The sequence below is a fragment of the Streptomyces sp. NPDC005775 genome (genome assembly GCF_042871565.1).
In the GTDB taxonomy this organism is placed as follows: Bacteria; Actinomycetota; Actinomycetes; order Streptomycetales; family Streptomycetaceae; genus Streptomyces.
The window spans coordinates 292,313-311,671 of record NZ_JBIAIU010000005.1; the positions used below are offsets into that span (position 1 = coordinate 292,313).

20 protein-coding genes are annotated in these 19,359 nt (G+C 72.0%); 12 read left to right on the plus strand and 8 right to left on the minus strand.

From position 1 onward, the window contains the following. Window positions 1-53 precede the first annotated feature (53 nt). The 4 genes from ACFYPA_RS14825 to ACFYPA_RS14840 all read right to left on the minus strand — a co-directional run bounded on the left by ACFYPA_RS14825 (window position 54) and on the right by ACFYPA_RS14840 (window position 4,663). Window positions 54-1,307, minus strand: coding sequence for a glycosyl hydrolase (locus ACFYPA_RS14825; protein ID WP_389132016.1), 1,254 nt, complete (start codon window positions 1,305-1,307; stop codon window positions 54-56). 47 nt (window positions 1,308-1,354) lie between these two features. Then, window positions 1,355-2,215 (minus strand): carbohydrate ABC transporter permease, encoded by an 861-nt coding sequence (locus ACFYPA_RS14830; protein ID WP_359080956.1) that lies wholly within the window; start codon window positions 2,213-2,215, stop codon window positions 1,355-1,357. After that, the gene (locus ACFYPA_RS14835) at window positions 2,212-3,081 is read right to left on the minus strand and encodes a sugar ABC transporter permease (protein ID WP_359081098.1); all 870 of its coding nucleotides are present in this window, start codon (window positions 3,079-3,081) and stop codon (window positions 2,212-2,214) included. The genes ACFYPA_RS14830 and ACFYPA_RS14835 overlap by 4 nt, the downstream gene beginning before the upstream one ends. Before the next feature lie 295 nt (window positions 3,082-3,376). Continuing rightward, window positions 3,377-4,663, minus strand: a complete 1,287-nt coding sequence (locus tag ACFYPA_RS14840; RefSeq protein WP_389132019.1) for an ABC transporter substrate-binding protein — start codon at window positions 4,661-4,663, stop codon at window positions 3,377-3,379. 409 nt (window positions 4,664-5,072) lie between these two features. Here ACFYPA_RS14840 and ACFYPA_RS14845 point away from each other — a divergent pair, with 409 nt between their 5' ends. Next, window positions 5,073-6,095, plus strand: coding sequence for a LacI family DNA-binding transcriptional regulator (locus ACFYPA_RS14845; RefSeq protein ID WP_389132144.1), 1,023 nt, complete (start codon window positions 5,073-5,075; stop codon window positions 6,093-6,095). Between the two features lie 171 nt (window positions 6,096-6,266). Here ACFYPA_RS14845 and ACFYPA_RS14850 read toward each other — a convergent pair whose 3' ends face one another. Next, window positions 6,267-6,602 carry a MerR family transcriptional regulator gene (locus ACFYPA_RS14850; RefSeq protein ID WP_359080960.1) on the minus strand — a complete coding sequence of 112 codons (336 nt, stop codon included), beginning with the start codon at window positions 6,600-6,602 and terminating at the stop codon, window positions 6,267-6,269. A gap of 602 nt (window positions 6,603-7,204) precedes the next feature. On the opposite strand from ACFYPA_RS14850, the gene ACFYPA_RS14855 reads away from it, so the two are divergent. From ACFYPA_RS14855 to ACFYPA_RS14875, 5 genes are read left to right on the plus strand one after another with little or no spacing between them, the layout of a single operon-like run. After that, window positions 7,205-7,651, plus strand: a complete 447-nt coding sequence (locus ACFYPA_RS14855; RefSeq protein WP_359080962.1) for a hypothetical protein — start codon at window positions 7,205-7,207, stop codon at window positions 7,649-7,651. Window positions 7,652-7,655: 4 nt separating this feature from the next. Further along, on the plus strand, window positions 7,656-8,216 hold the full coding sequence (locus ACFYPA_RS14860; RefSeq protein WP_359080964.1) for a toxin: 561 nt from the start codon (window positions 7,656-7,658) through the stop codon (window positions 8,214-8,216). A gap of 50 nt (window positions 8,217-8,266) precedes the next feature. Further along, complete coding sequence (locus ACFYPA_RS14865) at window positions 8,267-9,547, plus strand: MAB_1171c family putative transporter (RefSeq protein WP_359080966.1); 1,281 nt, start codon at window positions 8,267-8,269, stop codon at window positions 9,545-9,547. Then, window positions 9,544-10,137 (plus strand): hypothetical protein, encoded by a 594-nt coding sequence (locus ACFYPA_RS14870; protein ID WP_389132024.1) that lies wholly within the window; start codon window positions 9,544-9,546, stop codon window positions 10,135-10,137. Before ACFYPA_RS14865 ends, ACFYPA_RS14870 begins: the two co-directional genes overlap by 4 nt. Before the next feature lie 53 nt (window positions 10,138-10,190). Beyond that, entirely contained in the window at window positions 10,191-11,039 is an 849-nt protein-coding gene (locus ACFYPA_RS14875; RefSeq protein WP_359312731.1) for a GNAT family N-acetyltransferase, read from the plus strand. A gap of 105 nt (window positions 11,040-11,144) precedes the next feature. Here the strand turns inward: ACFYPA_RS14875 and ACFYPA_RS14880 are convergent, their stop codons facing one another. Continuing rightward, complete coding sequence (locus ACFYPA_RS14880; RefSeq protein WP_359080972.1) at window positions 11,145-12,878, minus strand: SpoIIE family protein phosphatase; 1,734 nt, start codon at window positions 12,876-12,878, stop codon at window positions 11,145-11,147. Between ACFYPA_RS14880 and ACFYPA_RS14885 the strand changes: the two genes are divergently transcribed. Continuing rightward, complete coding sequence (locus ACFYPA_RS14885) at window positions 12,853-13,251, plus strand: TetR/AcrR family transcriptional regulator C-terminal domain-containing protein (RefSeq protein ID WP_359080974.1); 399 nt, start codon at window positions 12,853-12,855, stop codon at window positions 13,249-13,251. The genes ACFYPA_RS14880 and ACFYPA_RS14885 overlap by 26 nt on opposite strands. Here the strand turns inward: ACFYPA_RS14885 and ACFYPA_RS14890 are convergent. Further along, window positions 13,212-14,009: a helix-turn-helix transcriptional regulator gene (locus tag ACFYPA_RS14890; protein WP_359080976.1), complete on the minus strand. Its 798-nt coding sequence runs from the start codon at window positions 14,007-14,009 to the stop codon at window positions 13,212-13,214. The two genes, ACFYPA_RS14885 and ACFYPA_RS14890, sit on opposite strands and share 40 nt — an antisense overlap. Window positions 14,010-14,086: 77 nt before the next feature. On the opposite strand from ACFYPA_RS14890, the gene ACFYPA_RS14895 reads away from it, so the two are divergent. After that, entirely contained in the window at window positions 14,087-15,301 is a 1,215-nt protein-coding gene (locus ACFYPA_RS14895) for an MFS transporter (protein WP_389132028.1), read from the plus strand. Here the strand turns inward: ACFYPA_RS14895 and ACFYPA_RS14900 are convergent. Further along, window positions 15,280-15,996, minus strand: a complete 717-nt coding sequence (locus ACFYPA_RS14900; protein WP_359351228.1) for an alpha/beta family hydrolase — start codon at window positions 15,994-15,996, stop codon at window positions 15,280-15,282. The genes ACFYPA_RS14895 and ACFYPA_RS14900 overlap by 22 nt on opposite strands. A gap of 96 nt (window positions 15,997-16,092) precedes the next feature. Between ACFYPA_RS14900 and ACFYPA_RS14905 the strand changes: the two genes are divergently transcribed. From ACFYPA_RS14905 to ACFYPA_RS14920, 4 genes are all read left to right on the plus strand, one after another. Next, complete coding sequence (locus ACFYPA_RS14905; protein ID WP_389132030.1) at window positions 16,093-16,578, plus strand: peroxiredoxin; 486 nt, start codon at window positions 16,093-16,095, stop codon at window positions 16,576-16,578. 106 nt (window positions 16,579-16,684) lie between these two features. Further along, on the plus strand, window positions 16,685-17,194 hold the full coding sequence (locus tag ACFYPA_RS14910; protein WP_359351222.1) for an NfeD family protein: 510 nt from the start codon (window positions 16,685-16,687) through the stop codon (window positions 17,192-17,194). A gap of 75 nt (window positions 17,195-17,269) precedes the next feature. Next, window positions 17,270-18,709 carry an SPFH domain-containing protein gene (locus ACFYPA_RS14915; RefSeq protein WP_359080986.1) on the plus strand — a complete coding sequence of 480 codons (1,440 nt, stop codon included), beginning with the start codon at window positions 17,270-17,272 and terminating at the stop codon, window positions 18,707-18,709. Window positions 18,710-18,886: 177 nt separating this feature from the next. Beyond that, entirely contained in the window at window positions 18,887-19,357 is a 471-nt protein-coding gene (locus ACFYPA_RS14920; RefSeq protein ID WP_326737269.1) for a TrkA C-terminal domain-containing protein, read from the plus strand. The last annotated feature ends 2 nt before the right edge of the window (window positions 19,358-19,359 follow it).

The window sequence follows — 19,359 nt, forward strand, 5'->3', positions numbered from 1 at the left end:
ATTCCGGTGCTGTGCAGGTCGGGCGTGGGGGGTGGTGGCCTACCGTCGCGTGGTCATCGGACCTGCTCCGGAGTGACTACCTCGGTGATGCCGCGTGCGGCGAGGTGCCGGGCGTCGTCGGCGTTGCTCGCGAGGACGGCCGTGGGGCGGACCCCGTCGGCGGAGAGCCGGGCGAAGGCCTCGAAGACGGGGCCGCCGGGGGCGCACACCGAGCGGTGGGGCGCGGTCAGGTCGTCGCCCGTGTCGACGACGACGGCCGTGGTCCGGGGAGCGGGGCGGCGGGTCCGGCCGCGGTGCTCCTCGATGATCCGGGCGATGGACCGGCCGGCCGGTTTGACCTGCCGGTCGTTGGTCAGCAGGCCGAGGCTGTACTCGAGTTCGGGGAAGTCGGCCAGCGAGCGGGACACGTCGTGCGAGCACCACCAGGTGACGCCCCACACGTCCTCGCAGTCCAGGGCGTTCTCGACGGTCGCCTCGGTGAACGCGGCGGCGTGCTCGGCGGGGATCAGCGGGGCGGGCGCTCCGACCTCCTGGAGCCAGACCGGCCGGTGCGCGTCCAGCGCCCAGGCCTTGGAGAGTTCGATCAGGTAGGCGGCGTGGTGCTCGGTGGCCGTGCCGGTGCGGCCGTGGCGCTGGGCGGTGCCGTTGAAGACCCAGGAGTGCACGGCGGTGACGGCGCCCAGCCGGGCGGCGTGCGCGGGGGTGAAGGCGTGGTCGTCCTGGTACCAGGCGGCGTCGTACTCGGCGTGCAGATGGAGCTTGCCGGGCGCCCCCTCCTCGCAGGCGTCCAGCATCCTGGTCAGCCAGGCGCCCGCCTGCTCGGGGGTGATGCGGTCCGGGTCGGGGTGCGGGTCGCCGGAGAACTGGTTGATCTCGTTGCCCAGCGTCATCCCGATGAAGTGGGGGCGGTCGGCGAGGGCGGCGGCCAGCGTGCGCAGGTACTCGGCCTGGCCGGCGACCACGTCGGGGTCGGTGAAGAGGTTGCGCCGGTGCCAGGTGCCGGTCCACGCGGGCAGGAAGTCGAAGCTCGACAGGTGCCCCTGCAACCCGTCCACGCTGACGTCGAGCCCGCGCTCGGCGGCGGCGTCGGCGAGCTGGACGAGCTGCTCGACGGCGCGCGGGCGGATCAGGGTGCGGTTGGGCTGGAAGAGCGGCCAGAGCGGGAACACCCTGATGTGGTCGAGGCCGAGACCGGCGATCGAGTCCAGGTCGGCACGTACGGAGTCGAGGTCGAAGTCCAGCCAGTGGTGGAACCAGCCTTCGCTGGGCGTGTAGTTGGCGCCGAAACGCAAGGGGGAGGAGCTCATACGGAACACGGTCCTGGTTCTGTGGTGCGGGGGGAGGCGGGGATCGGTCAGCCCTTGACGGCGCCTTCGCCGACACCCCGGAAGAAGAAGCGCTGGAGACCGGCGAAGAGCACGATGAGCGGGAGCACGGCGATGATCGTGCCCGCGGCGACGAGCCGTTCGTCGTTCGCGAACGTGCCGTGCAGATAGTTCAGCCCGATGGTCAGGGTGAAGTTCTCCGGGTCGCTGAGGACGATGAGCGGCCACAGGAAGTCGTCCCACGAGCCCATGAACGCGAAGATCGCGACGACGGCGAGGGTGCCCTTGACCGAGGGCAGCGCGATCCGCAGGAACCGCTGCCAGACGTTGGCACCGTCCACGAACGCCGCTTCCTCCACCTCCTCGGGGAGGTTCAGGAAGGCGTTGCGCATCAGCAGGACGTTCATCGCCCCGATCGATCCGGGCAGCAGCACGCCGAGCAGGGTGTTGTTCAGGCCCAGGTCACGCATGGTGGTGAACTGGGCGATGATGATGCCCTCCACGGGTACGAGCATGGCGAGGATGAACGCCAGCGTCGCGGCCCTGCGGCCCCGGTAGCGCAGCCGGGCCAGCGCGTAGCCCGCCAGTGCGGCGCCCACGCAGTTGGTGACCACGTTGGCCGCGGCGACCTTCAGCGAGTTGAACGCGTACTCCCACACCGGGATGGTGTCGGCGACCCTGCTGTAGTTGTCCAGGGTCGGGTCACTGGGGAAGAACTTCGGCGGGGAGCTGAAGATGTCCTCGTTCGGTCCCTTCAGTGACGTCGAGAGCTGCCACAGGAACGGTCCTACGGTCAGGACGAGCACCGCGAGCAGGAGCACGTAGCGCAGGACGAGCTGCCAGGGCGCGATGCGGCGCCCTTCGGCGTCGGTGGTCTTCAGGAAGCTCACGCGTCCTCCTTCCGGTCGGCGCGGAGCACCAGCAGCATCAGGCCGACGGTGACGACGAAGATGACGACCGAGATGGCGGAGGCGTAACCGACCCGCCCGGTCAGGCCGGTGCCGACCCGCTGGACGAGCATCACCAGGGTGGTGTCCTCGCCCGCCGGGCCGCCGGAGGGGCCGGCCATCAGATAGACCTCGGAGAAGACCTTGAAGGCGGAGACCGAGGACAGTGCCGCGACCAGCACCATCGTGGAGCGGATGGCGGGCACGGTGACGGTGAAGAAGCGGCGTACGACTCCGGCGCCGTCCACGGACGCGGCCTCGTGCAGCTCCCGCGGTACGTTCGCCAGCGCGGCCAGGTAAATGATCATGTAGTAGCCGAGGCCCTTCCAGACCGTGACCGTCATCGCGCTGCCCAGCAGCAGCCACTGGTCGCTGAGGAAGCCGACCTTGCCGATGCCCACAGCTTCCAGGAGGGCGTTGATCAGGCCGCGGTCGTCGAGCATCCAGACCCAGATCAGTCCGACGACGACGATCGAGGCGACCACCGGCGTGTAGAAGGCCGAGCGGAAGAAGGAGATGCCGGGGATGTGCCGCTGGACGAGCATCGCCAGCAGCAGCGGCAGGATGACGAGGGCGGGCACGACGCCGAGGACGTACAGCGCGCTGTTGCGCAGCCCGATCCAGAACATCTCGTCGTGCAGCAGCTCCTGGAAGTTCGCCAGGCCGACGAACTTCCCCGGGATCAGGGTGCGTCGGTCCGTGAAGGCGTTGACCAGGGTGCTGAAGAACGGGAAGAGGCTGAAGGCGCCGACCACGATGAGCCCGGGCGCCGCGAACAGCCAGGGACTGAGCGGCAGATGGCGACTGATCCGGCCGGCGGGCCGGCGGTTGCCGGGGCGGTGGCGCCGGGCCGCCGCACCGGCCGCGCCGGGGCCCGTACTCGCCGGGGCTCCGGTGCGGGCGGCCCCGGTGCGGGACTTCGCGGGGCTGGGGGCGGGGGAGTTCACTGGGTCCTTTCGTTGGGATCAGGCCGGATCAGGGCGCGGGTCCGGTGCGTGCGGCCGCAAGGCGGAGGCCCTCCGCGCGGACGAAGCCGGGGCCTCGGGGGAGTGCGGGCCGGGCCCCGCGCGCCCGGCATGATCCGTACGAGAGGCTCCGGGCGCCTCAGCTCTGCTGCAACAGCCGGTCGCAGGCCTTGACAGCGTTGTCAAGGGCTTCCTTGGGGCTCTGCTTCCCTTGCAGCGCCTTGGCGATCTGGTTGCGCAGTTCGGTCTTCATCTGCTCGCTGAACAGCACCGGCGTGTAATTGACGGCCGTCTTCAGGGACTTGGCGGCGGCGACCCGTACGCGGGTCTCGTCCGTGCCGTCCTCCTTCGTGAAGTACGGGTCGTCGAGCGATCCCGCGGTGCTCGGGAAGATGGCGACCTGCTTGGCGAAGTCCATCTGCCGGGCCGCGTCGGTCACGTAGTGGGCGAAGGCCACGGCGGCGGGCTTCTGCTTGGTCTGCGCGTTCACCATGAGGCCCATGACGTACATGTTGGCCTTGCCGGTACTGCTGACCTGGTCGGTGATCCCGATGTTCTTGTAGAGGCTCGGAGCCTGCTTCTTGAAGTTGGCCAGGTCCAGCGCGCTGCCGGGGTTCATCGCCACGGACTCGGTGAGGAACTTGTGGCCGGAGGACTCGGGGGTCGCGGTCAGCGCCTGCGCGTCGAGCGCCTTGGCGTCGTACAACTCCTTGTAGTGCGTCAGGAGTTCGCCACCCTTGGCGTCGTTGAAGGCGAAGGCCGTGCCTTCCTTGTTCATCAGCTGCCCGCCGTAACGGCCGAAGTCCTCGATGGTGGGGACGTTGGCGAGCGTGGCGACCTTGCCGTTGCTCTTCCCGGCCAGCTCCAGGCCGTCCGCGAAGACCTGGTCGTAGGTGGTCGGGGGCTTCTCCGGGTCGAGTCCGGCGTCCTTGAACAGCCTCTTGTTGTAGAACATCGGCCCGGTGTTGAGGTACCAGGGGAAGGCGTACGTCCCCTCGGTGCCCGGTATCTGATGGGCCTTCCAGGCGCCGTCCAGGTACTCCTTGCGGTACTGCGGCGCCGCCTTGTCGAGGTCCAGCGCGAGGCCCGCCCTGGCCAGCGGCGCCACCAGGTCCGGCGACACGTTGACGACGTCCGGCAGGGTGCCGCCGGCCGCGTCCGCGCTGATCTTGTCCGCGTAGCCCTCGCCGGGCCGGTCCACCCACTTGACCTCGGTGCCCGGGTACTTCTTCTCGAAGCCCGCGATCACACCGTTGAAGTAGTCCTTGAAGTTCGCCTGCAGGTTCCAGGTCTGGAAGGTGATCTTGCCTTCGACCTTGCCGGACGCGTCGGACGAGCCCGATCCGGACTCACCGCCACACGCACTCAACGGCAGGACGGTGGCGAGGACAGCGGCAGTGACGACTGCCCTGCGGGAGATGCGCACGGTGAACGGCTCCTTTGCTCGGACCAGGCGTGCGGACGGCGAACCGGGGTGCGGGACCCGTCGGCTGCGTTCGCCCAGCAGACCCTGCAATGCGCCTGGACGAAAGTCAATACATTCACGAAAAGTTAGCATCGCTCAACGACATATACGCAGGTCAAACCGGTGATGGAGTACATTCAAGATCAATGACTAATGCGCTTTAGGTACGTTCGACTCAAGCGCTTTAGTTGCCTTGGCACATCGCTCGACCAATGGGGCGGGAACGCTTACGATGCCCCCGGGGGCGAGCGAACCCGACGTCCGACGAGCGCCACAGGGAACGCAGGAAAAGAGGCACCGGGTGACACCGAAGCGGCCGCCGGCCGGGGACACTTCGACGGCCAGACGCGTACCCGCGCGCCGGCCGACGATGAAGGACATCGCCCAGCGGGCCGGGGTCTCGGAGAGCGCCGTCTCCTTCGCGCTCAACGACCGCCCGGGCGTCTCGGACATCACCCGCGACCGAGTCCGGCGGGTGGCCGAGCAGTTGGGCTGGCGCCCGAGCACCGCCGCCCGCGCACTGTCGGGCGAGGGCTCGGCCACCGTGGGGCTCGTCGTCGCACGGCCGGCGGCCAACCTGGGCGTGGACTCGTTCTTCCTCCAGCTGATCTCCGGCATTCAGGAGGTCCTCGCCGAGCGCCAACTCGGCCTGCTCTTCCAGGTGGTGGAGGACGTGGCGGCCGAATGCGCCGTCTACCGGCGCTGGTGGGCCGAGCACCGGGTCGACGGGGTGCTCGTCGTCGACCCCCGCACCGACGACCCCCGCGTCGCCCTGCTGGACGAACTGGGTCTGCACGGCGTCGTCATCGGGGCCCTCCCCGGCACCGACACCGGCCCCCACCCCGGCCTCTCGCAGGTGCGCGCCGACGACGCGGGAGCCATGGCCGCCATCGTCGGCCGGCTGCACGAACTGGGCCACCGGCGCATCGTGCACATCGCCGGCCTGCCCTCGCTCGCGCACACCGACCGGCGCATCCGCTCCCTGCGCGTCGAGGCCGACCGCCGCGGCCTGACCGAGGCCCACTCGGTGACCACGGACTACTCCGACACGGAGGGCGCGGCCGTCACCCGCCGGGTACTGGAACAGCCCCACCCGCCGACCGCCCTCATCTACGACAACGACGTGATGGCCGCGGCCGGGGTGGCGGTCACGGCGGGCCTCGACCTCCAGGTCCCGGGCGATGTCTCGGTCGTCTCCTGGGAGGACTCCGCGCTGTGCCGGCTCACCGCGCCGTGGCTCACGGCACTGTCCCGGGACACGGTCGCCTTCGGCCGGCTCGCGGCGCGGGAGCTGACGGCGCTGCTCGACGGCGGGGCGGCGCGCACCGTTCAGGTGCCGCTGCCCCGGCTGATCGAGCGGGGCAGCACGGCGCTCGCGAAGGGGAGAAGCTAGGGCGTGTCGTCAAACTGCCGTCGTCGCCCGAAGGGCGGCCGCGCGGCGTCAGGCGCGTGCTCTCGGCGTGCCGGCCCCGGGCCCCTGTACTGGACGTACCGGGGTCTGGGGCCGGTGCGGCGAGAGTGCGTGCATGGCGTCGCTCGGCAGACGGCAGTTTGACGACAGACCCTAGGGCGTGTCGCGGTCCGCGGGCCGGCGCAGCTGCTCGTTCAGCCGGAGCGCCTCTTCGAGCTGGTCCTCCAGGATCACGATGCGGCACGCGGCGTCGACCGGCGTCCCGCCGTCGACCAGCTCGCGGGCGCGGGCCGCGATGCGGAGCTGGTAGCGGGAGTAGCGGCGGTGGCCGCCCTCCGACCGCAGGGGGGTGATCAGCCGCGCTTCACCGATCGCACGGAGGAATCCGGGCGTGGCGCCGATCATCTCCGCGGCGCGGCCCATGGTGTAGGCGGGGTAGTCGTCGTCGTCGAGACGGTCGGTGGCATGCGGAGGGGTTTCGGGGGGCATGTGCACCTGCCGCGTGTCGCTGACTTCGTTGACGGAACGAGTAACTCTCACTGTGCGAGCCATCGTGTCTAGCATAGTCGTGACAGATTTCCCTGGCCGGACGGGGGAATTTATCTGGCCCGGGCCGGCGCCCAGGCGCCCGCCGCACCTCCGCGGGGGCCCTCGTCCGGATACTCCCCGGGAGGGCGGCCGGGCGCCTGCGCAAGAAGGCTGACCGGCCGGTCAGTTGATGACTGCCTGACCAGGGGTCATAATGCTGGTGTAGCCCTTCACGCATCCCCCGTCGTGAAGGGCTACACCCCTGTGCGCTGCCGGCCTTCCCGTACGGGCGGGTCCGCGCACGCGTTCTCACGGGCAAGGGACTCCCCTCGTGGTCCCCTGCCCATGTTTTTTCGAGTTAACAGTGACGTAGAGTGTTTGCGCAAGCCCACTCCGGACACCGGAGTGAGATGCTCCACTTCATCCCCTTACGGTGTGCCACCGGGACTCCCGGTCGGCGGGCGCCTCCTCGGGGTTCGTTACAGTACGAGCCCGTTGACCGAATCGAGCACCGCGCGGAGCCGGACAGACGCCCGGGCGGTGGACGTGAACGTGGGGGCCGGATGGACAGCGGCGAAGAGCGCGCGCCGGAGCTGCGAACGCTGCGGCAGAAGGTCGAGTACATGGTCGAGAAGACCTTCCCCGGCCGCAAGATCTCGGGCCGGGTCTTCGCCGACCTGGTCAAGGAGCGCGGCGGGTCTCTCTCCCACAGCTACTTCTCGAACATCCTGGCCGGCAAGGTGACCCAGCCGTCCGAGGACATCCTCAAGGCGCTCGGCATCGGCTTCGGCGTGGACTGGCGCTTCTTCAAGGAGGAGTCCGAGGTCGTCGACGACGTCGTCGCGGGGCTGCAGTTCCTGGCGAAGCGGCGCACCGGCGAGATCAGCGGGCTGGCCGGGCGGGGTCTGGACGAGGACGGGCTGCCGCCGGAACTGCTGCGGTTCGCGCTCGCCCTGCTGAAGGACGCCAAGGACCGGGAGCCACCGGCCGACGGCGGACCACGGGGTTAGCGCGGTGTCCATGCGCGAACTGCTGAAGGAGTGCGAGGACGGGCTGGCCGGCCTCCCGCTCCCCTCCCCCTTCTCCGTCGAGGGGCTGGTGGCGAACATGGAGGCGGCCCGCGGCCGCACCCTCGTGCTGCACGAGATGCCCGACCGGCTGGCCCGCGTCAACGCTGCCTGCGGGCTGCGGCTGAAGGCCGGCGGGACCAGCTTCGTGCTCTACCGCCGGCGCCCCACCGCCTACCAGACCCAGCACGTCATCCTGCACGAGCTGTGCCACGAGTGGTTCGACCACGGCACCTCGCTGGACGCGGAGCAGCTGCGGCGGCTGCTACCCGTCTTCGACACCTCCCTGATCGCCCGGGTCGTCGGCCCGGACGCGCTGGAGCGCCCCGACGCCGTGCAGGCCCGCGCCCAGTACGAAACCCATGACGAACGCATGGCCGAATTGGGTGCCTCGCTCATCCCCCGTATGGCGAGGGACGTGACGAGCGATGACATGGTGGGGCGGCTCGCCAACTCGCTCTCGCGCCCGGTCGCCCACCGCCGCCGCGGCCTGTTCCGCCGTCCGTAGCACCGCGTTCCCGCGTGTCCCCCGATCCCCCCACCACAAGGACTTCTCCCGTGACCCCGCTCGACGTCGCCGGCTACCTGATAGCCGGCCTGATGACAGCCGTCGCCGTGTGGCGCATGCCGGCCGCCCTGTGGGGCGACGAGGAGGACCGGCGCCGCCGGGCCCTGTGGGGCTGTTACGCCGGATTCGCCGCCGCGCTGTGGACCAAGACCCGGGCCGTGCGCGTCGGGCTCAACGACAGCCCGGTCACCGACCTCTCGGTGCTCATCAAGCACTACACGGCGACGGTCGCGATTCTGGCCATTCTCAGCTACATCGTCGCGATCTACGGCCAGTACCCCGCCGCGGGGGACGTCCCGCGCCACGTACGGTTCGCGCGGCTGGTCCAGCAGGTCGCGGCGAAGGCCTCCGTCGCCACGCTCGTGCTGCTGACGGTGCTGTTCTTCACCGTCGTCGACCGCTCCACTCCGTCGGACCGCTTCGTCGCCGACCATGCCGGGCAGTGGGGCGCGACGCTCTACATGAGCGTGTTCTACCTCTACCTCGGTGCCGCCTCCGCCGTCTGCGCCTACCAGTGGGCGCTCGCCACGGCGAGCGCCGGGCGACGCCATCTGCGGGTGGGCCTCGGGATGATGACGTTCGCCATGTTCATCGGCGTCGGCTACACCGTCAGCCGGACGCTGTTCCTCTGGGTCAGCGTCGTCGACCGGCCCGGCGAGGCCTTCGCGCTGCGGTTCGACGAGATCACCGAGGCCGCGCAGGTGGTGCTGTTCGCCTTCTTCGCGGTCGGCGCGTCCATCCCCGCGCTGAGCAACGTCCGCCGGCGGACGAAGCTCTGGCGGGCCCAGGTGAAGCTGCACGCACTCTGGTACGAGCTGATGGCGGCCTTCCCCGACCAGCCCTTCGACCCTCCGGCGCCGCTGCTGCGCGAGCTGACCCGCTTCGGGACCCCGGCCGATCTGCGGGTCGACCGGTGGGCCGCGGACATCGCCGACGCGGTGGAGAAGCTGCGCCACTACGTGCCCGACGCGCTGCTGCCGGCCGCCGAGGCCGCCGCCGCGGACGGGGGCGTCGACCGGGAGCGGGCGGGCCCGCTGGCCGACGCCTACTGGATCAAGGCGGCGCTCGCGGCCCGGAGCGCCGGGGCACCGGCGGGCGACGCCGCCGCGGTCGGCACCCAGCACGCCACCGACCAGGACGGCGAGGTCGCCTGGCTGGTCAGAGTGGCGGCGGCGTACCGCACGGTCACACCGGAGCGGGCCCGGCAGGTCCTCGAGTCCACCGCAGCGGCCGCGACGGTCCAGGAGCAGGAGCAGGAGCAGCAGGCATGAGCACGAGCACCACCCACGGGACCGGCACGTCCACCGCGCGCACCGTGACCGACGTCTTCCAGCCCCGCAACGTCCTGCTGGCCGGCATGCTCGCCATCGGTCTCGCGGCGGCGGGCCACTGGACCGGGCTGCTCTGGGGGCTGCTCGGCGCCCTGTGCGCGGGGCTCGTCCCGGCCGGCTACATCGAGTGGGAGCGCGGGCGCGGCACCTGGGGCGACCGGCATGTCGTCGACCGGACCAAGCGGGCCCCGATCTTCCTCGTGATCCTGGGCTCCATCGGCATCGGTTCGGCGGTCATGGTGCTGGGCGGCGCCCCCTCCGGCATCCTGACCACGATGCTCGGGCTCTGGGTGATGACCGTCGTCCTGCTGGCCGTCAACACGGTGTGGAAGATCTCGGTGGACGCCTCGGTCGCCTCGGCCGTGGTCGCGCTGCTCGCGGCCGTGCACTCGCCGTGGTGGCTCCTCGGCTACGTGATGACGGCCGCGGTGTGCTGGTCGCGGGTGGCACTCGGCTACCACACGGTGGGCCAGGTCACGGCGGGCGCGGCCCTGGGCGCCGCGACGGCGGGCGCGTTCCTGCTGGGCTGAGCCGAGGGCCCGGCGTCATTGAACGGGCGGTGCGCGGGGGCCAAGCTGGAGCCGTGCCGACTTTCGAGATCACCACAGCAAGCGCGGACGACATCAGGATGATGGCGGACTGGGCCCACGCCGAGGGCTGGAACCCCGGGCTGACCGACGGTCAGGCGTTCTTCGCCGCCGACCCGTGCGGCTTCCTGATCGGCCGCCTCGACGGGGTGCCCGCCTCCTGTGTCTCCGTGGTCCGCTACGGTGCCGGCTTCGGGTTCCTCGGTTTCTACCTGACCCGACCGGAACTGCGCGGACAGGGCTACGGAAGCCGGCTCTGGGCCACCGGGACGGCCCGGCTGACGGGGCGGAACACCGGGCTCGACGGAGTGGTCGAGCAGCAGCCCAACTACCGCAGGTCCGGCTTCCGTCCGGCCTGGACGAACCTGCGGTACGAGGGGCTCGTCCCGGTCGACCTCGCGCCGCCGCCCGGCATCACCCTGGTGGACGCCCGCACACTGCCCTTCGGCCAGGTCACCGCGTACGACCGCCGGTTCTTCCCCGAGGAGCGGGACAGCTTCCTCGCGGCGTGGACGGCCACGCCCGGACGCACCGCGCTGGTCGCGCTGTCCGAGGGCGAGGTCGCGGGGCTCGCCGTCTCGCGTGCCTGCCGGACGTCCTCGCGCATCGGCCCGCTGTACGCGGCGACGCCGGAGATCGCCCGGGCCCTGGTGAGCGCGCTCGCGGCCACCGATCCGGCCGCGCCCGTCGCCGTGGACGTACCCGACGTGAATCCGGCGGCGGTGCGGCTGGCCGAAGAGCTGGGGCTCACCCCGTCGTTCGAGACGGCCCGCATGTACACGGGCCCGGTGCCGGACGTCGATCACGCCGGGCTGTTCGGTATCACCAGCCTCGAACTGGGGTGACGGCCGACGGGCCCTGCCGCCGGGCAGCGCCCAGCCGCTCCAGGACCCGGCCGCGGAGCGGCTCGCACTCCTCGCGCGGCCGGACGATCCACGGCGGTCGGGGGATCACCGTGCCGTCCGGGAGGATCGCGGTCCCGTGCGGCCCGGGGCCTGCCGCGACCGGGAGGCCATCACCGCGATGTCGTCCTCGGCGCCCGGGCCGAACCGGTCGAGCACCGCGTCCAGCAGCTCCTCCAGATCGCCGCTCTCCGGCAGGGCCAGCTCCGCCAGCCGGCCGACGGACACGTCGATGTCCTCGCCCCGCCGCTCCACCAGTCCGTCGGTGTACATGAACAGGACCGTTCCCGGACCGCAGTCCACCCTCGTCGTCCGGTAGCCGCCCAATCCGGTGCCGAGCGGCGGACCGGCCCGCACGTCGGCCAGCCACGTCCCGGCCGGGCCGGGGTCGATGAGCACCGGCGGCAGATGACCGGCGCTCGACACCTCGCAGACCCCGCCGGACCGGTCGACCACGGCGAGCAGACAGGTCGCCGCCCGGTCGAGCCCCGAGCGCTCCACCATCCGGTCGAGCTGCTCCAGGATGCGGTGCGGCGGCAGTTCCTCGTCGGCCAGCAGCCGCAGCAGCGAGCGGTAGTGGCTCATCGCGACAGCCGCCTCGACGCCGTGCCCCATCACATCGCCCATCGCCTTGAGGTGGCGGCCGTCGGGCAGCGGGATGACGTCGAACCAGTCGCCGCCGACCAGCACGCTCCGGTCGGCCGGCAGGTAACGGGTGGCGATCTCGATGTGCGGGTGCGGCGGACGCGGCTCGGAGAGCAGGGAACGCTGGAGTTCCAGGGCGATGGTGTGCTCGTGGGTGAAGCGGCGCGCGTGGTCGAGGTCGACGGCGGCCCTCCCGGCGAGCTCCCGGGCCACCACCACGTCCTCGTCCGTGAACACGGGCGAGTCCCCGGCCCTGACCAGGCCGAGGATGCCGATCGGGCCGCCGCGCACGGCGACCGGCACGATGAGCGCCGAATGCATCCCGACGGCCCGGTAGGCGGCGACCCGCTCCGGGGAGGGCGCGGAGCGGCCGAGCTGCTCGTCGGTGGTGCGGTTCTCGACGACGGGCTGGTTGGTGGCCAGGCAGCGCGGTACGGCCGCGCCCTCCTGGTAGTCGATGTAGTCGCCCGGCCCGCCGAACTCGGCCACCCGTTCACGCAGTCCCGGCACCGACGTGGCCGCGGCGCGCCGCAGCCGGACGACCCCGGGCGGTGCCGGGCGCACCGGTGGGGCGACGTCCGGCGGGAAGACCTCGACGGTGGCGAAGTCCGCGAGCCCCGGGACGACGAGGTCGACCAGTTCGGCGCAGGTGGTGTCCATGTCGAGGGTGGTGCCGATCCGGGCGCTCGCACTGTCCAGGAGGCTCAGGTGGCGCTGCGCCTGGGCGAGCCGGCGCTGGTCCTCGTCGGACGCCATGACCTCCATCACGATCCCGGCGACGCCCACGACCCGGCCGGCCACCTCCAGCCGGTGGTAGACGCCGTGCCAGTACCGCGTGGCGGTGCCGGACGCGGCGGGGGTCCGGCCGCTGGAGGCGATCTCGCGGGCCCGGCCGTCGGCGAGGACGGCGCGCATCAGGTCCTCGCGGGCGTCGGCCTCGGGAAGCACCTCGGAGGCCGTACGGCCCAGGTGCGCGGCGGCCGGGAGGCCGTTGAGCCGTTCGAGTGCCGGGTTCACGTACAGGTAGCGCAGCCGGGTGTCCATGACGCCCACCCCGGCCGTGGTGCCGTCGAGCAGGGCGGCGAGCGCTACGACGTCCAGCGGTGACGGGATGTCGGCGTGCGCATCGGCCAACAAGACAACCTCCTGGGGCAGGGCGCGGGCCGCCCGACTGCCCGGCCCTTCATCGTCGGACGGCCGCACCCCCCGCGCATCCGCAGACCGCCCGCCGTACCGCCGGTTCAGTGCACCGGCGTCGCGCCCCCGGTTTCGGGCTTCCGCCGTCGCCGACGCCCTGCGCGAACTGGCCGGCCGCGGCCGCCCGGTCATCCCCGACCTGGAGACGGCGATCATCCAGCTGTACGCCCTGCTGGTCTTCCCGCACCTGGTCTTCGGCTCGTACGGCACGACGATCGACGACGACGCCACCGACCGGCAGATCACCCACGGCGTGGACATGTTCCTCGGCCACTACGCCCCGCCGATGCCGCCCGTGCCGCCCGAGGTGTGAGACCCGGGCGTGGCGCCCGAGGCATAGGAGCCGGGCGTGGTGCCGAAGGCGTGCCGGAAGGACTGGATGAACGCGCTCGGCCCGCTGTAGCCGCACGCCACCGCGACCGCGGTGACCGATCCGCCCGACGCCAGGAGCGTCAGCGCGTGGTGCAGCCGCGACTGGGTGCGCCACTGCGGGAACGACATCCCGGTCTCCGCGCGGAACAGCCTGCTCAGGGTGCGGGAGGCCGCTCCGACGGCGGCGCCCAGCTCGCTGAGGGTCCGCCCGTCCGCCGGATCGTCCCGCAGGATCCGGGCGATGTCCCGCAGCCGCGCGTCGGCCGGCGACGGCAGGCAGACCCCCAGCGGCTCGACCCGGCGCAGCTGGTCGAGCGCGACCCGCTCCAGGTTCCGCCGCTGCCGCGCGTCCCCGGGCGGCTCCGTGTCGTCCGTCAGGCAGGCCACGACCTCCCGCAGCAGCGGGGTGACGGCCAGCACCGTCGGCCGGTCGAGCCGCAGCGGGTTGTCCGCGGGGGCGAAGGAGAGCGCCCGCAACTCCGTGGGCCCATGGGCCAGGTGGGCGTGGACCACGCCGGCCGGGATCCACACCGCCCGGTGCGGCGGCACCGCCCAGACCCCGAGCGGGGTGGACACCTCCAGCACCCCGCGGGACGGGCAGACGAGCTGGTGCTCCAGGTGACGGTGGCGCCCGATGCGTTCCTGGTGCGCGAGCGGCACCCGGGCCGGCCCGTGGAGCGTGCGGCGGGTTGGCGACATAAGTCGGCAGAGTATCGCTAGCCCGCTGGTGGCCGCGGCCGGAATGCTCGGAGGGACCTCAGCAAGGAGCCGCGTTCATGACCGGTCCAACGGCCCGCCCGACCCCGCCCGCCGACACCTCATCCCTGCCCGTGCCGCCGCCCGTTCCCGCCTGGCGCCGGATGCGGATGTGGGCCGTCGCGCACGCCGTGGACGACCTGTACCAGGGCCTCGTCCCCGCCTGTGTCCCGTACTTCGTGCTCGACCGCGGGTACAGCTATGTCGCCGCGTCGGGGCTCACCCTCGCGGCGGCGCTGGGCAGTTCCGTCCCGCAGCCCTTCATCGGCGTCGCCGTGGACCGCTACCGGCTGGGCCGGCTGGCTCCGGCCGGGCTGGCCGTCGCGGGGATCGGCCTGGGCCTGTCCGGTCCGGTCGAGCCTTACCCCGCCGTCTGGCTGCTGATCCTGCTGTCCGGCCTGGGCGTGGCGATGTTCCACCCGGCAGCCGGCAAGGCGGCGCGGGAGGCGGCCGGGGACAGCGCGTCCGCGATGAGCTTCTTCGCGGCGGGCGGCAGCGTGGGATTCTTCCTCGCGCCGGTGCTGGCGACCCCGGCGCTCGTCGCGCTGGGGGTCGGCGCGACGGCCCTCTTCATCCCGCCGGCCGTCCTGATGGCGTTCGTCCTGCTCCGGCACCGCCCCGCCGTGAGCACCTCCGGCAGGGCGGCGGGGACGGGTCAGGACCGGTGGCGGCCGTTCCTCGTGCTCACCGGCGTCGCCGTGGTGCGGTCGGCGACGTTCTTCGGCGCGGTCACGTTCATCGAACTGTTCTGGATCCGCCATCTGCACTCCGGCAGGGGCCCGGCGGGAGTCGCGCTCACCTGCTTCCTCGCCGGCGGGGTGGCCGGCACACTGCTCGGCGGCCGGATCGCCGACCGGATCGGCATGGTCCGTACGGTCCAGCTGGGCGGCCTCCTGGTCGTACCCGCCCTGATCGCGCTGCGGCTGACCCCGGGCACGGTCCTCCCCCTGCTGTTCGCGGTCCTGTCGGGCCTCGCGCTGAACATCCCCTTCGCCGTCCTGGTCAAGCTCGGGCAGGACTACCTGCCGAGCCGCCCCGGCACCGCGGCGGGTGTCACGCTCGGGCTGGCCGTCAGCGTCGGCGGCCTGATCGCGCCCGCGCTCGGCGCCGCCGCCCAGGCGTACGGGCCGCAGGGCGTGTTCACCATCCTGTGCGCGGTGCCCGTCCTCGCCCTGGTGCTCGGCCTGTTCCTGACCGAGCCGGACGCCGCTCCTTACCGGGCAGACCGTGACTGACACGGCACCAGCAGCCGGTCCAGGTCCACCGTCCCCTCGTCGGCCGTGGCACCCGGCGGCAGCCGCAGCGCCTCGGCCACCGGCCCCGGAAGCGGCGCACGGTCCAGCAGGCCGGCCACCAGAGAGGTCGTCAGCCGGTGCCAGGCCGCCGCGCGTCGGAGCATCGCGTGGTCCCCGCCTTCCACGGTGACCAGACAGGTCCGGGCGCCGTCCTTCCTGGCCCGCCGGGTGAGCGCGCGGGAGTCCGCCGGGTTCGTGACGCGGTCGCGGGTGCCGTGCACCAGGACGACGTCCCGCCCCTCCAGCTGCTCGACCGGGTCGCCCCCCGGGCACCACGGGGCGAGACCGACGACGCCCCGGACCAGCGGGTGCCCGGCGGCGGCCAGGGCTGCGCGGCCGCCCATCGAGTGCCCGAGCAGCACGACCGGGACCTCCCCCGCCGTACTCCCCAACTCGTCCAGGGCGCGCACGGCGTCGTGCACCGGGTCCGCGCGGTCGCCGTTCCAGCCCCGGTGCCCGTACCGGACGGCACGCACCAGCACGTCCCCGGGCAGCGCGCCCCGCAGACCGCGCGCGAACGGCCGCATCCGCACCGAGGGCAGGTTGAGCGGGCCGGGCGGCGGCCCGCCCAGACCGGTCTCCCGGCCGCCGTGCAGCAGGAGCACCGCGGCCGCCGGCGGGCGTGGTTGCGTCATGTGTACCTCCGGGTGCGGCGATCGGGTCCGTACCGAGCATGCTGTACGGAGCACGGTCCGCACCATCACGCGGCGCCGCACACCGAGAGGCACCCCATGGCATCGTCACTCCGAATCGGCCGACAGGTAGAGGACTTCACGCTCGCCGGAGGCGTCCTGGCCGAGGACACCTTCGAGCGCCGCGACTACACGCTCTCCGCCGCGCGCGGCCGGGCCGTCGTCCTCGCGTTCTACCCGGGCGACAACACGGCCGTGTGCACCAAGCAACTCTGCTCGTACTCCTCGGGCATGGAGACCTTCGAAGGGCTCGATGCGGAGGTCTGGGGCATCAGCCCCCAGGACGTGGACAGCCACGAGGCGTTCGCCCGCGGCCATGGACTGCGCATGCCGCTGCTGGCGGACCCGGGCCGCACGGCGGCCCGTGCGTTCGGGGTCGCCGCACCCGGGATCGGGGTGCGGCGGTCGGTGTTCCTGATCGACGCGGACGGCGTACTCCGCTGGAAGCACGTGGCGCTGCTCGGTGCCACCTTCCAGTCACTGAACACACTGGCGGAGCACCTGTCCGGCATCGGCAACAGCTAGAACACTGCCGGGATACGGCAGTGTCGGCGGTCGGGGATGTATGGGACCATCCAGCCAGTTCGACGGAAATGTTCGGGGGATTCCGCAGCCGGGGAGGGGTGATCACGTGACCTTGTTTCTCGGTCTCGGAATTGCGGGAGTCGTACTTCTCGCGCTCTCAATGATCTTCGACGGGATCCTCGAAGGGCTCTTCGGGGGCGTGCTGGACGGTCTCTTCAGCGGTCTGCTCTCCCTCCCGGTGATCGCCGGTTTCGTCTCGATGCTCGGGTTCGGCGGCGCCATCGTGCTCGGCACGACCGGTGTCGGCACGATCGCCGCCACCGCCGCCGGAGTGCTCGCCGGGCTGGTCGCGGCCTGGCTGACCTGGAAGTTCAGCCGGGCCCTGATGCGCGATCAGACCCATGCCACGCCACGGGACGAGGACCTCGTCGGTACGCCGGGGTCCGTGGTCACGGCCATTCCGGCCCAGGGCTACGGGGAGGTGCTGGTGCGGCTCGGGGGCCAGCTGGTGAAGCTCTCGGCGAAGAGTTCGGCACCTGTGGCACGCGGCACCGAGATCTGGGTCGAGGCCACCCTCTCGACCACCTCGGTCTCGGTCCGCCCCGTCGAACGCTGAGCCGGCCCGCCACCGGCACGCCACCGCTCGCCACACAACTGCCGTCCCCGTCGGGAGGCAGAGGGGGACATCCTTATGAGTCCAGTCCTGATCGCCATCGTCGGAGTCGTCGTACTCCTCTTCCTGCTCGCCCTCGCCGTCATCACCCGCTACAAGGTCGCGGGCCCGAGCCAGGCGTTCATCATCACCGGCCGCCGCGGCAAGAAGTCCGTGGACCCGGTGACCGGGCGCTCCAGCATCGACAACAGCGGCCAGAAGGTCGTCGTGGGCGGCGGCGTCTTCGTCGTGCCGTTCGTGCAGCAGAAGTTCACCCTGGACCTCTCCAGCCGGCACATCCCCGTCGCCGTGCGCGGCGCCGTCACCCTGCGCGGGGTCAAGTCCCACCTCGAAGGCGTCGCGATCGTCAAGGTCGGCGGCAGCGAGGACGCCATCCGCGCCGCCGCGCAGCGCTTCCTCCAGCAGCAGGACGGCATCGTCGGCTTCACCCAGGAAGTGCTCTCCGGTGCGCTGCGCGCCATCGTCGGCCGGATGTCGGTCGAGGACATCATCCGCGACCGGGCCGCGTTCGCCGGCCAGGTGGCGGAGGAGGCCGAGGCGAGCCTGTCCGGGCAGGGCCTGATCCTGGACGCCTTCCAGATCCAGGACATCACCACCGAGGGCTCCTACCTGGAGGACCTCGGCCGCCCCGAGGCCGCCCGTGCCAAGCAGGAGGCGGACATCGCCGAGGCGATCGCCCGGCGCGCCTCGGAGCAGGCCCGGCTGAAGGCGGCCGAGGAGATCGCCATCGCCGAGCGGACGTTCTACCTGAAGCAGGCCGAGATCAAGGCCGAGACGGAGGCCGCGGCCGCGATGGCCGCCGCCGCCGGTCCGCTCGCCGAGGCCGCGCGTCAGCAGGAGGTCCTCACCGAGCAGGAGAAGGTGGCCCAGCGTCAGGCGGCCCTGACGGACCGCGAGCTCGACACCCGGGTCCGCAAGCCCGCCGACGCCGCCCGCTACCAGGCCGAGCAGGAGGCGGAGGCCCGCCGCATCGCCCAGGTCAAGGAGGCCGAGGCGGACGCCGAGCGCTCACGTCTGACCGGTCAGGGCGAGAAGCTGCACCGCTCGGCGCTCGCCGACGCCGTGCGCATCGAGGGTGAGGCCGAGGCCGCCGCCATCGCCGCCCGCGGTTCCGCCGAGGCCGAGGCCATGCAGAAGAAGGCGGACGCCTTCGCGCGGTACGGCGACGCGGCCGTCCTCCAGATGCTCGTCGAGGTGCTCCCGCAGGTCGTCGCCAAGGCGTCCGAGCCGCTGAGCGCGATCGACAAGATGACCGTGATCTCGACGGACGGCGCCAGCCGGCTGTCGCGCACGGTCACGGACAACGTGGCGCAGGGCATGGAGCTGCTCAGCTCCACCACGGGGGTCGACCTCGCCGCGCTGCTGCGCAACCTCAAGGGCGCGAACGCCAAGCCGGAGGTGCCGGCCCAGCAGGACACCGCCGCCGCGACGAACGGGAAGATCGAGATCAGCGACTGAGTCACCGACGCCCGAACCACCGCGTGCCCGGCCGGTTGCGCACCGGCCGGGCACGCGTGCGTCCGGGCCCCGGAGCACCGGCCCGAAGGCGGCGGGAGCCTCCGGATAGGGTAATGCGGAGCTAAAGAGATGACCAAGTACGGCAGAGACGCACACCGCGCTCCTCGGGAGGAAGTCATGGGAACCCACCGCACCACGCTGCCCGGAGTCGGCGTGCAGTACGACTACACCACCGAGTCGGGTCAGCACATCTCCGTCGTCGTCCACCACGACGGGCGCCGGTTCATCGGCTTCTACGACCAGGACGATCCCGATTCCTGCAAACTCTCCGTGCCCCTGACTCCACAGGAGGCCACCGGGCTCGCCCACCTCATCGACGCGGCGCCGATCGACGCCGTGCGGACCGAGGGCATCGACCTCGTCACCGAGCACATCCCGCTCGGGACGCGTTCCCCGTACGGCGGCCGGCTGCTCGGGGACACCCGGGCGCGGACCCGCACCGGGGCCTCCATCGTGGCGGTGCTGCGGACCCACAGCGCGCATCCGTCACCCGGGCCGGACTTCCGGCTCGCCATCGGGGACACGCTCGTCGCCGTCGGTACGAGGGAGGGCGTCGACACGCTCTCCGAGATCATTGCGGAGGGCTGACC